General features: G+C 71.5%; 9 protein-coding genes, 2 tRNA genes and 2 pseudogenes. 5 read left to right on the top strand and 8 right to left on the bottom strand.

Annotated features, from left to right (window positions below; genetic code table 11):
* The 5 genes from ACIPM1_RS12905 to ACIPM1_RS12885 all read right to left on the bottom strand — a co-directional run bounded on the left by ACIPM1_RS12905 (position 1) and on the right by ACIPM1_RS12885 (position 5,054).
* Positions 1–1,647 carry a sensor histidine kinase gene (locus tag ACIPM1_RS12905; RefSeq protein WP_402432864.1) on the bottom strand — a complete coding sequence of 549 codons (1,647 nt, stop codon included), beginning with the start codon at positions 1,645–1,647 and terminating at the stop codon, positions 1–3.
* Positions 1,644–2,384 (bottom strand): response regulator transcription factor, encoded by a 741-nt coding sequence (locus ACIPM1_RS12900; protein ID WP_356181153.1) that lies wholly within the window; start codon positions 2,382–2,384, stop codon positions 1,644–1,646. The genes ACIPM1_RS12905 and ACIPM1_RS12900 overlap by 4 nt, the downstream gene beginning before the upstream one ends.
* A 155-nt stretch (positions 2,385–2,539) precedes the next feature.
* On the bottom strand, positions 2,540–3,442 hold the full coding sequence (locus ACIPM1_RS12895; protein WP_402432860.1) for an amidohydrolase family protein: 903 nt from the start codon (positions 3,440–3,442) through the stop codon (positions 2,540–2,542).
* Between the two features lie 90 nt (positions 3,443–3,532).
* A complete protein-coding gene (locus ACIPM1_RS12890) occupies positions 3,533–4,405 on the bottom strand; it encodes a DUF2797 domain-containing protein (protein ID WP_402432857.1) in 873 nt (290 codons plus the stop codon).
* 109 nt (positions 4,406–4,514) lie between these two features.
* The gene (locus tag ACIPM1_RS12885; RefSeq protein WP_402432978.1) at positions 4,515–5,054 is read right to left on the bottom strand and encodes a DUF6448 family protein; all 540 of its coding nucleotides are present in this window, start codon (positions 5,052–5,054) and stop codon (positions 4,515–4,517) included.
* A 328-nt stretch (positions 5,055–5,382) separates the two neighbouring features.
* Between ACIPM1_RS12885 and ACIPM1_RS12880 the strand changes: the two genes are divergently transcribed.
* Entirely contained in the window at positions 5,383–6,825 is a 1,443-nt protein-coding gene (locus ACIPM1_RS12880; RefSeq protein WP_402432855.1) for a hypothetical protein, read from the top strand.
* A gap of 808 nt (positions 6,826–7,633) precedes the next feature.
* Here ACIPM1_RS12880 and ACIPM1_RS12875 read toward each other — a convergent pair.
* Entirely contained in the window at positions 7,634–8,881 is a 1,248-nt protein-coding gene (locus tag ACIPM1_RS12875) for a hypothetical protein (RefSeq protein ID WP_402432852.1), read from the bottom strand.
* 409 nt (positions 8,882–9,290) lie between these two features.
* Here ACIPM1_RS12875 and ACIPM1_RS12870 point away from each other — a divergent pair.
* The 3 genes and pseudogenes from ACIPM1_RS12870 to ACIPM1_RS12860 form a co-directional block, all read left to right on the top strand.
* Positions 9,291–9,569: pseudogene (locus tag ACIPM1_RS12870) on the top strand (DUF664 domain-containing protein); the annotation flags it as partial.
* 25 nt (positions 9,570–9,594) lie between these two features.
* A complete protein-coding gene (locus ACIPM1_RS12865) occupies positions 9,595–9,711 on the top strand; it encodes a DUF664 domain-containing protein (RefSeq protein ID WP_402432849.1) in 117 nt (38 codons plus the stop codon).
* A gap of 136 nt (positions 9,712–9,847) precedes the next feature.
* A pseudogene (locus ACIPM1_RS12860) lies at positions 9,848–10,139 on the top strand (tyrosine-type recombinase/integrase); the annotation flags it as partial.
* Between the two features lie 77 nt (positions 10,140–10,216).
* Here the strand turns inward: ACIPM1_RS12860 and ACIPM1_RS12855 are convergent.
* Together ACIPM1_RS12855 and ACIPM1_RS12850 are read right to left on the bottom strand one after the other, a co-directional pair.
* Positions 10,217–10,289 (bottom strand) — tRNA-Arg (locus ACIPM1_RS12855).
* Positions 10,290–10,510: 221 nt separating this feature from the next.
* Positions 10,511–10,601, bottom strand: a tRNA-Ser gene (locus ACIPM1_RS12850).
* 172 nt (positions 10,602–10,773) lie between these two features.
* Here ACIPM1_RS12850 and ACIPM1_RS12845 point away from each other — a divergent pair.
* Positions 10,774–11,397: an SSI family serine proteinase inhibitor gene (locus ACIPM1_RS12845; protein ID WP_402432846.1), complete on the top strand. Its 624-nt coding sequence runs from the start codon at positions 10,774–10,776 to the stop codon at positions 11,395–11,397.
* The last annotated feature ends 10 nt before the right edge of the window (positions 11,398–11,407 follow it).

The raw sequence follows: 11,407 nt of genomic DNA, 5'->3' as shown, positions 1-11,407 counted from the left end.
TCAAGTGCCCTGTCCCACCCGTGTGGTGACGCTGTGCCCTGCCTGTGAGTGCGCTCGCCGGACGGTCGCGGCCACCGGGTGCGGGGCGACCGTCAGCGGGGCGACCGTCAGCGCGGGCAGCCGCACGGTGAACACCGTCCGCCCGGGAACGCTGTCGACGGTCACGGCACCGCCGTGCGCGGCCGCCACGGCCCGCACGATGGCCAGCCCCAGACCGGTCGAGCCGGTGGCGCGGGAGCGCGCCGAGTCGCCGCGCGCGAACCGCTCGAAGACGTGCGGCAGCAGCTCGGCCGGGATCCCCGGCCCGTCGTCCTCCACGTCGGCGCACAGCCACGTCCCGTGCCGCCGGACCCGGGCGGTGACGGTGGTGCCCGGGGGTGTGTGGGTGCGCGCGTTCGCCAGCAGGTTGACGAGGACCTGGTGCAGCCGGGCCGCGTCCGCCGAGACCGGGGCCGGTTCGTCGGGCAGGTCCAGCCGCCAGGCGTGGTCCCGGCCGGCCGCGTGGGCGTCGCTGACGGTGTCCACGACGAGCGGGACCAGGTCGGTCCGCTCGAACCGGAGCGGCCGGCCCGCGTCCAGGCGGGCGAGCAGCAGCAGGTCCTCGACGAGCAGCGTCATGCGCCCGGCCTCGGACTCGATCCGGCCCAGCGCGTGCCGGGTGTCGGGGCCGACCCGCTCGCGTCCGCGCCGGGTCAGCTCGGCGTACCCGCGGATGGAGGCGAGCGGGGTCCGCAGCTCGTGGCTGGCGTCCGCGACGAACTGCCGTACCCGCGTCTCGCTCCGCTGGCGGGCGTGCAGGGCGCCGTGGACGTGGTCGAGCATCCGGTTGAGGGCCGCGCCGACCTGGCCGACCTCGGTGTGCGGGTCGGTCTGGGGCTCGGGCACGCGCTCGCTGAGATGCACCTCGCCGGTGTGCAGCGGCAGTTCGGAGACGTGGGTGGCGGTGGCGGCGATCCGCCGCAGCGGACGCAGCGCGACCCCGACGATGGCGGCCCCGGCGAGCGAGGCGGCGATCAGCCCGGCGGCGGTCACGCTGATCTCGACGAGGACGAGGGTGGTGAGGGTCCCGTCGGCCTCGCCGGTCGGTATGGCGACGTAATAGGCGCCGTGGGGGCCGGTGGCGTACTGGACGCGGTAGCCGCCCAGGCCCGGGAGGTCGACGGTGTGCTTCGGGTCGTCTCTGGGCACCGCGCCGAGCGCCTCGCGCTGGGCCTCGGTGAGCGACTCGGGGCTCATCTGCAGAACGCCGTTGCCGTCCCTGGTCTTGTCGCCGACCTTGGCCTCGGTGATGGATCCGTTCTCGACCCTCGCCGCGACGGTGCCGCTCGGCTGCGGCCCCCTGGTGACGAAGTCCGCGAGACTCGTCTCCTTGGGCTCCCTGTCCTGCCGCCCGGGCGCCTCGAACTTGTCGGGCTGGCCCGGCGGGCGGAACACACCGGACGCCCGCGCCGCGATCTCGTCCAGCTGGCCGTCCAGCTGCTCGTACAGATGGGACCGCAGGGCGAGCGTCGTCACCGTGCCGATCACCGCGCAGACCACGGCGATCAGCACCACCGACGCGACGACGAGCCGGGCCCGCAGGGTGCGCTGCCGCCCCGCTCGCCGCCGCGGACGTCGCCGCGGACGCGGCCGCCGTCGCACGCTCACGACGTGGCGGGCTTGATGAGGTAGCCGGCGCCGCGCCGGGTGTGGATCATCGGCTCCCGGCCCGCGTCGATCTTCCGCCGCAGATACGAGACGTACAGCTCGACCACGTTGGCCTGGCCGCCGAAGTCGTACGACCACACCCGGTCCAGGATCTGCGCCTTGCTCAGCACCCGTCGAGGGTTGCGCATCAGGAAGCGCAGCAGCTCGAACTCCGTGGCCGTCAAATGGATGTGCTCCCCGGCCCGCGCCACCTCGTGGCTGTCCTCGTCGAGGGTGAGGTCGCCGACGACCAGCACGGAGTCGGAGCGGCGGTCGGCCGCGCCCGACCGCCGGATGAGCCCGCGCAGCCGCGCGACGACCTCCTCCAGGCTGAACGGCTTGGTGACGTAGTCGTCCCCGCCGGCGGTGAGCCCGGCGATGCGGTCCTCCACCGCGTCCTTGGCCGTGAGGAAGAGGACGGGCACGTCGGGCAGCTCGCGGCGCAGCCGCCCGAGGACGGCGAGACCGTCCATGTCGGGCAGCATCATGTCGAGGACGACGGCGTCGGGCCGGAACTCGCGCGCGGCCCGGACGGCGCCCTGCCCGTCGCCCGCGCTGCGGATCCGCCAGCCCTCGTAGCGCAGGGCCATCGAGAGCAGTTCGGTGATCGACAGCTCGTCGTCCACCACGAGCACCCGGACGGGGCTCCCGTCCGGCCTCAGCAGTTCGGTGCGCCCCTGGGGCGAGATCGTGGTCATGGTGCACACCCTGTCGGGGGCCTCTGAGAGCACGCTTTCACGTGTCTGTGATTTCCCTGAGAAACGCACAGGCGCCGCTCAGGGAACTCCTGGGAACCGCCTGCCCGATGGGCTGCCTCGGCCGGGCCGGACGGCCGTCCCGGTACCCGCCGGGCTCAGGACAGGCCGAAGAGCCGCGCCCCGTTGTCGTGGCACACCGCCCGCAGCCAGGCGTCGCCGAGGCCGAGACGCTCCAGGGCGTGCAGCTGATGGACGTACGGATAGGGGATGTTGGGGAAGTCCGAGCCGAGCAGGACGCGGTCGCCGAGGCCGGCCAGCCGGGGCAGGGCGTGCCGGGGGAAGGGGGCGAGCCGCTCGCTGAAGTCGGTGAACGCCATCGTGGTGTCCAGCCGCACCTCGCCGTAGCGCTCGGCGAGGTCGAGGAAGTCCTCGTACTCCGGCATCCCGCAGTGCGCGACCACCAGCCGCAGCCGGGGGTGCCGGGCGAGCACCCGCCCGATCGGCTCCGGCCCGGTGTGCTTGCCGGGGGCGGGCCCCGAACCGCAGTGGACGACGACGGGAACACCGGCGTCGGCGAGCAATCCCCACGCGGCGTCGAGGAGTTCGTCGGCCGGGTCGTACGCCCCCACCTGGACGTGTGCCTTGAACACCCGGGCGCCCGCCTCGACGGCCTCACGGACGTACGTCTCGACGTCCGCCTCCGGGAAGAGGGTCGAGGTGTGCAGGCAGTCGGGCGTGCGGCGGGCGAAGTCGACCGCCCAGCCGTTCAGCCACCGGGCCATACCGGGCTTGTGCGGGTAGAGCATCGCGGTGAAGGCGCGGACGCCGAACTCGCGCAGTCGGGCCAGGCGTTGGTGCTCCTCCTCGCGATAGGCGATCGGCCACTCGACACCGCCGGTGAGCGGGCCGAGCCCGTCGAAGTAGTCCCAGACCTTGCGCAGCACCCGCTCGGGCATGAAGTGCGTGTGCACGTCGACGAGTCCCGGCAGCCCGAGCCGCTCCCAGAACGCCCGCACCTCGGCGGCGTGCCCGGCCCGTGCTGTGCGTTGATCACTCATGCCGACCACGATGAGGCCGGGCGCCGCACGACGTCCAGCCTCCCGGGCACGGGAGGCCCTCCTCGGCACACGCCGCGCCCCCGGTGCCGCTCAGAACAACCCGTCCTGCACGCCGGGCGGCTCCCTGAACTCCCGTACCGGCACGGTGAGTCCCCCGCCGGAAGCCGGCCCGAGCGCCCACCCGGTCACCAACCGGGTGTCCAGCACCACGATCCCCGCCTCCGACGCCAGGTGCAGATCCGGTCCTGCGGCGGCGACCAGCTCGCCGCTCACCACGCCCCCGGCGACGAGCTGGCGCACCTCGCCCACGGCGGCGGGCAGCCCCGGCAGGCCGAAGGCGGCGGCGTGATCGACGGGCCGGAACGGCTCCCGCCCGAGCGACTCCGGCCAGCCGCCGAGCGCCACGGCCCGGCCGTGCAGGTCCGCCACCTCGGCCGCGCGCTCCGCCGCCGTCGCGGGCAGCGCGGACCGTACGGCACGCTTCTCGGCGTACGGAACGCGGTCCGGGACGCCGAGCGCGGCGCGCAGCAGCTCCTCGGTGCGGCGCGCGGCCATCAACGGCCCGGCGCCGAGCCAGGTGAAGCAGACCGCGCCCTGCTCCAGCAGCCGCGCCGGGCCCCGCTCCAGCGCGGTGATCCCGACCTTGACCATGCCCGGCCCGAACCAGGCCAGGTACACGCGGTACGGCCGTGGGTCGTCCGCGATCGTGTCGGCGGCCACGGAGTGCGCCCGGTCCAGCCGCGCGCACTCCTCGCACCGCGCGCCGGTGCTCCGCCCCGGTACGGCCGCCCGTGCCGGACACGCGTGCCCCCGCGCCCCCACGCAGGTCCGCACTCCCCCTCCCACGACCTCGAAGGCCACCCGCTTCCCCCACGACAGCGCGCTCGTGCGCCCCCCGTGCCACGCCAGCACGGGACCGGCCGCCGTCCACCGCAGCCCCGCACACTCCCACGCCCGTGCCATCGCTCCCACGGTAGAGGCACCCACTGACAACGCCCGAACGATCGCGCCCGACCGGACCGCCCGGGACCGGCCACGTTCGGCCGTGGCGCCCCGACGGGTCGCGCCCCTCTCAGCTCCGGCCGCCGTGCCCGCCCGTCCCCTCGTGCGCCGCTGCCAGCGCCTGCCGGTACAGGTGATGGGCCCACACCTCCAACCCCAGCGTGGCCTCGACGTAAGCCCGGGCGGCGCCCACCCCGTCGGCGGCGTGCTCCTTGCACTCCACGGCCCGCCGGTGACGGTCCTCCACCTGCTCCCGGACGATGTCGCACAGCAGCCGGGTCAGCTCCTCGGCGGAGCCGGTCTCCACGGCCCGTTCCGCCGCCGGGATCACCGGCCCGACGTCGAGCCCGGCCGGCTTCAGCCCCGTGAACGGCGCGCCCTCCCCCGCCCGGTGCACCCGGACGACCGTCTCGAAGAACCAGCGATCGGCCACGTCCCGGGCCGTGGCCCCGGCCGCCCGCGCCTCGACGGCAAGCCGGAACGCCTCACGGACGTCCGCCTCCCCCTCCTCGTGCACATAGGGGAGGACGAGATCGACGTCCTGCTTCATCAGAGCCTCCCGCGCGGCCGTGACCACGGGCCCGTCGAGGGAGTCGCAGTGCGGTGGCATCACGGATCACCTCCTCCCTCCACCATGACGACGGGGAGGGCCCCCGGCAACGCGGGCGGGCGGCACCCGGCGACGGCGCGCACACGGGCCCACCCAAGGCGCCGTGAATCCGGTGGACCACCCCCGGGGCCGCCGCCGCACCCTCGGTCCAATCGGACGACATACGTATGGATAAGCAACGAAACGTAGACATTTGACCCTACCGTTTGACCCGCCGTCCAAACGGGGGCGAAAGGAAGGTCAGTACATGCGGAGGTACGTAGAGATGCTCAGATCGTGGGGGAGACCTGGCCGTTTCCCCCGGGCACGGGGTCTCCTGACGGTATGGATGTCGATGGTGACGGCGACGGCGCTCGGACTGGGAGCCGCCCAGTCCGCCGCGGCCGTGTCGCCGTCCCGTCAGCCGGTCAACTGCCCGTCGAGCCGGGCCGTGAACGAGTTCGTCACGGCCGACAACGTCTCTGCCGCGTTCACGAACAATGGGGACACCACCACCTACACGTTCGACTCCCTCAGGGACGAGAACCCCGTCGGCGGTGTTCCGGGGCTGATCGGCTACTGCGTCTATCCGGGAAGCACCCAGCCCACCGACGTCACGGCACAGGCGGTGGGAGCCAACGGCGCGGCATGGTCCGGCACCACGGACACCGACCGTTTCGCCTTCTCGCGCCCCGACGGGAACCCGAGCAACATCCCGCTCGACGGGACCTCCACCACGATGGGCACCGCCGTCTTCCCCGGCACCGCTCCCACCAGCCAGACCATCCTGCTCCACATCAACGACGCAGCGGTGTGCGAGGCGCTCTACGGCCACGGCGGCAAGCCCGGCGACCACGGCGACCACGGCGACCACGGCGACGAACCGGGGAAGCCCGAGAAGCCCGGGGATCACAACAAGCCCGGGGACCACGACAAGCCCGGCGACCACGAGAAGCCCGGCGACCACGAGAAGAAGTCGACGTGCTACGTCAAGCCCACCCCGCCCTCGACCGCCTGCGACTTCGGCGGCCGGGCCCCGGGCACGGTGTACTCCTCCATCCCCACGAACTTCCCCGCCTGCCAGGCCCCGCCCAGCCTCGGCTTCGAGGCGACCGGAACCAGCGAGTTCGGCGACGGGGTGGGGCTCAGCACAACCGGCGTGCTACGCACGCTGAAGGTGGACTTCCAGAGCTACGGGTGCAGCGTCAGCGGGCACTGGAACACCGGTGACTGCGTGACAACGCCGGGGGCGACCTTCACCCACCCGATCACGGCGAACATCTACGCCGTGAACGGTTCCGGGACGCCGGGCGCGCTCCTCGCCACGGTGACCCAGACCCAGACGATTCCCTACCGGCCTTCGGCCGACCCGAGGTGCACGGGTGCCGACGCGGGCAAGTGGCTGAACCCGGCCACCAACCAGTGCGTGAACTCCATCTCGGCCCCGCTGACCTTCACCTTCCCCGCCGGGACGAATCTGCCCAGTCAGGTCATCTGGACGGTCGCTTTCAACACGACGCACTACGGCGCCACCCCGATCGGCGAGCAAGCGGCCTGCTTCTCCACCGCACCGGGCTGCCCGTACGACTCCCTCAACGTCGGGACGCTGACGTACCCCGGCTCGCCCTACGTCGGCACGGACCTCGACCCGAACGGCGCCTACTTGGACTCCGTCGTCCCGAGCAGCTACTGCGACGGCGGAGCCGGCGGCACCGGCAGCCTCCGCCTGGACACGGCACCGACGGACTGCTGGGCCGGCTTCAGGCCCCTCGGAGAGATCCGCATCGCATAGCCGGGAACCCGGCTGCGCCACCCGGCCTTCCACCGCCGGTAGCGGCGCCGTGAGGAACAAGCAACACCGATCGCCAAGAGGCCCTGTGGATCACTCCACAGGGCCTCTGGTCTGCTGTGCACTCGGCAGGATTCGAACCTGCAACCTTCTGATCCGTAGCTCTACAGAAATCGGTCGGCGGAGATCATACAGGTTGCCCGGAAGCCCATGACGGCCCGTGCGGGGTGCTGCCGGTTGCTGGGGTTGCTGTACGTCGCTGCTGTACCGGCAACTCCCTGCCGCCATCCCGTTGACAGTCCCCCCTGCTAGCTTGCCTGGCGGAGTGAGACCGGTCAGAGAACCTTCGAGGTCCGCGGTCAAGGGGGTGGGCACAAAGGTCCCCGGGAGCGACCTCGGGACTATGTTGCAGGCCACAGACCCCACCCCCCTCATCACCTGGCCAACACGCTTTCCAAGCCTGGAGCGGTTGTCAGCTCTCGGAGCTAGCCTGCCGGCTGTTGGTGGTGCCGACCCGATGCCTCGCTCGCTGGGGCATGGCGGCCAAAGGGGGTGGCTCAGAAGAGTTCTCCGGGCCCGATGGCTCCGGGGCCTCGTGCAGCTCCGACCCCACCCCCCTTTCCAGCACTTGGCGCCCCGCCGGCCCTCTGTTCCGTAGCTCTGTGTGGATGGTCGGTGAGGGGCATGATGACGGGGCGAACGTCGCCTTTGGGGCACTGGTCGCCAGTCTCGGCTTCGCGAGGCGGCGGGCGCGGCAGACCTGGTGGGACCCGCCGCGCCCGCGCTCTTGGCCGGACTGGGAAAGGGCGATCTACGTCGTGGTGGTGATCGCGCCCAGCGGCCGGAAGTCGGCGAAGCCGGAGTCGGGCCGGAGTGTGCCTGTGATCGGCGGGGTGCTGAGGTAGGCGATGTCGGGATCGACGTCGGTCCCGGCATAGGGCGCGTTGGGGAAGCTGGTCGCGCCGACGTTCAGGCTGTCGTACGGGCAGCCGCCCGGCTCGGTCGAGCACGCGGCCGTCCCGATCGGGTCGTACCCGGAGTGCGAGGTGTTGAAGGCGACTGTCCACACCACCTGGTCGGGGAGCGTCTGTCCGCTGAAATCGAAGGTGACCACGGTGCCGATCGAGTTCTGGCAGCGATTCCCTGCCGGGTTGTACCACTGCGAAGGGTTCCGTGGGCAGTTGGCCGGATCCGAGGACGGCCGGTAGGGGAACGTCACCGTCCGGGTCAGTGTCGCAAGGGGGTGGGTGAGGTCGTCCGGCGCGTAGACGTTCGCCGTGATCGGGTGGTCGAACGTCGCCCCTGGAGCCGACGTGCATCTGGAGGTCCAGGATCCGGACTGGCAGGCGTAACTGGCGAACATCACCTGCAGGGTGTCAAGCCGCCGCCCGGTTCCCGCGAGAGCCACCTCGTCGCCGAACTCGTTCACGGACTGCGCCTCGAAGCCGAGAGCAGCGGTGTAACAGTCCGTGACCCCGTACGGCATCGCGTTGTACGCCATGTCCGAGGCACCGCGGTTGCAGATCGGCTGCTGCGGATTGTTCGACGGCTTGACGAAGCAGGTGCCCGGGTCGTCGCCGTAGATCCTGGCGCATACTGCCGGGTCGTTGATGTGCAGCAGGATGGTCTGGGCTCGGGGCGCACTGTTTCGCCACGTCGCCGTACCCATCTGCGTCACTTGCCCGTTCAGCGGGATGTTGCTGGGGTTGCCGTCCGGACGCTGGAAGGCGAAGTTGTTGGAGCCGATGGCCGACAGCCACTGTTGCCCGTTCGCCCCTCGCGCCTCGGGACTCACCGTCCGCGGGCGCGTCGACGGGTACACGCAGTAGTCCACCAGGCCCGGAACGCCGTTGGTCGGGTGCTCATCGGTGAACGAGTAGAAGGTGTACGTCGTGGTGTGGCCCGAGACCGTATAGGTGGCCCCGACGTTGTCGGCGGCCCTGAACTGCCTCAGCGCGTTACTGCGTGGGCACGGTCCGGTTCCCTGCGCGGCCGACGACGGCTGTGCCAGGCCCAAGGCGGCCAGGGCGGTGAGCACGGCGACCGCTACGGCCGCCAAGCGTCGCCGGCCCGGTAGGGACCGTGGCCAGCCTTTCCGAATGATCACGCTTCCTCCTGCCGAGCACCAGTGATACTTTCGTGCCGGTATTCGACGGAATAAGCGCTTTTCTTGAGTCCAAAAGTTGCGAGATCACCCCAATGGTGTTGAGCTCCCCACGCGGGCACTCTGGATCCGCGGTCAGCCTCCGCACAATCCCCCACCAGGCACCTCGGCTCCCATCCAGGGGCGGCATAGGGCGTTCGATGGTGGACATCGGTCGATTGTCGCCAGCGGCCTAAGTCGTCGACAGGTAGGGCCTCACAGCAGGGCGAACGTTCCCTGATGCGGCACTAGAACCAGCTCAGCATCAGGCGGCCGAGCGCTTACGGCGCCGGGCGAGCCCCACGCGATCCGCCTCACGAACGCCATGAAGTGTGAGGATCTGGACGATGAGCAGGCTGCCACGGCGTCCGTGCCGCCGTCCGGCTTCACTCTGACCGGCATCGTCCAGCACATGGCCGAGGTGGAGCGGAACTGGTTCCGCCGCGTGCTCGCCGGGGAACAGGCCCCGCCCATCTACGACCCGCAGGCCGACCCGCACGGCCCCGACGGCGGCTTCGAACTGGCCGAGGGTGCCCCCCTGCGCGGGGCCCTCGCGACCTGGCACGCGGAGATCGCCCGCGCCCCGCGAGCTCTGCGCCCACCGTGCTCTGACCGACACAGGCCGCTTCATGGACCAGGACGTCAACCTCCGCTGGATCTACGTCCACATGATCGAGGAGTACGCCCGCCACAACAGCCACGCCGATCTGCTCCGGGAACGCATTGACGGCACCACCGGCGTATAGCGGCGGGTCGGTTGTGATGTGACGCGCCGCCCAGGTGCGATGCCGGGCGGCGTGTGGTTGTCACCCTGGCCGACGCGGGCCTTCTTGGCTGCGTAGTCGGGGTCGCGGGACCACGCCGACGACAAGCGCCTAGGGGCAGAGCGGCCATGACCTGATCTTCACCACGAAGTACGGCACGCCGATCGAGCCGGGCAACCTCACCCGCATGTTCGCGCTGCGGGCTCGTCGTGCCGGCCTCCGGGTCATCCCGCTGCGGAACACCCGACACACGTGCAGCTCGCTGCTGGTCGCCCTCACGGTGAACCCGAAAGTGGCACAGCGGATCCTGCGGCACTCGCAGATCGCCATGACGTGGAGGTCTACGCAGAGGCGAGCGAGGAAGAGGTGCGGGCCGCGATCGGCCCGACGCGATGGGCGGTAGCGGATGACACGGTTGCTGTACTTCGCTGCGGTACGCCCCTGAAACGCCAGAGGCCCCGGATCTCTCCGGGGCCTCTGATCTGTGTGCACTCGGCAGGATTCGAACCTGCAACCTTCTGATCCGTAGTCAGATGCTCTATCCGTTAAGCTACGAGTGCTTGTTCTGTTGTTGTCTTCGCTTTCGGTCCTTTCGGCCCGCTCGCGGCGACAGGAAGAACATTACATGACTGCCGCCGTCATGTGAAATCCGTTCCCCGCACCGCTTGCGACCTGGGAAAACGCGGTTCGAGGGGCGTCTCGCCGAAGGATGGGAGGCGAGGTGGGGGGCGGACGACAACGAAGCCCCGGTCGGGTGGACCGGGGCTTCGGTGATCAAGCGCGGAGGCGGAGGGATTTGAACCCTCGATGGGCTTTAAGGCCCAAACCGCATTAGCAGTGCGGCGCCATAGACCGGACTAGGCGACGCCTCCAGCACAACCGCTCCCGCGAGCGCGCGAGTGGTGCGTGCAGATGATGACACAGCCGAGCGCGGTGTCACCAATCGCCCCCCACGGTACTAGGCAGGCGGGCCGCAGGGCAAAGTCCTTCCCGGAGCGTCGGGCGCGGCGCAACGTACCGGGGGGGTGGCGCGTTAGTCCGGGCATGGTGCAGGTCAGCTCCCTCGATCATCGTTCCCGACGCCCTGGACTCCCCCGGCTGCCCCGGCTCCTCCGGCGCGCCGAGGGGCCCGGCGCCCCGCGGCCCCTGAGGCGGCTGCTCCTCGGGGCCTCCGCCTCCCTCGTCGCGCTCACGTCGCTCGCCGCCGCCGGGCCGGCCGCCCTCGCGTCCGCCGCCGCGCCCCCGCCCGTCCGCGACGAGGACCGGGCCGGTGACCACCTCACGGTGACCGTGCGGCACGCGGGCGGCGGGCGGGACGGGACGTACGAGCTGTACTGCCATCCCTTCGGCGGCAGCCATCCCGATGCGCGGGGCGCGTGCGGGGCGCTCGACCGGAACACGCGCTGGGGGCGCGACGTCTTCGCACCCGTCCCTGACGACGCCGTATGCACCCTGCGGTACGGCGGGCCGGCCACCGCCCATGTCAACGGGACCTGGGCCGGGCGCCCCGTCGACACGTCGTTCGACCGCGGCGACGGCTGCCGGATCGACCGCTGGGACCGGCTCGTGCCGCTGCTGCCCCGCGCCGGTTCCAGGCTCGCGGGCGCGGCACACGCCGGGCACGGCAAGGCACCCGGCGGGCACGGCACGGGGCCCGCACGGCGGTGACAGCGACCGG

Origin of the sequence: Streptomyces sp. NPDC086766 (genome assembly GCF_044746005.1) — a bacterium.
Taxonomy (GTDB): domain Bacteria; phylum Actinomycetota; class Actinomycetes; order Streptomycetales; family Streptomycetaceae; genus Streptomyces.
Note: the sequence above shows the minus strand (reverse complement) of the source record. Positions and strands in the feature narration are given on the sequence as shown.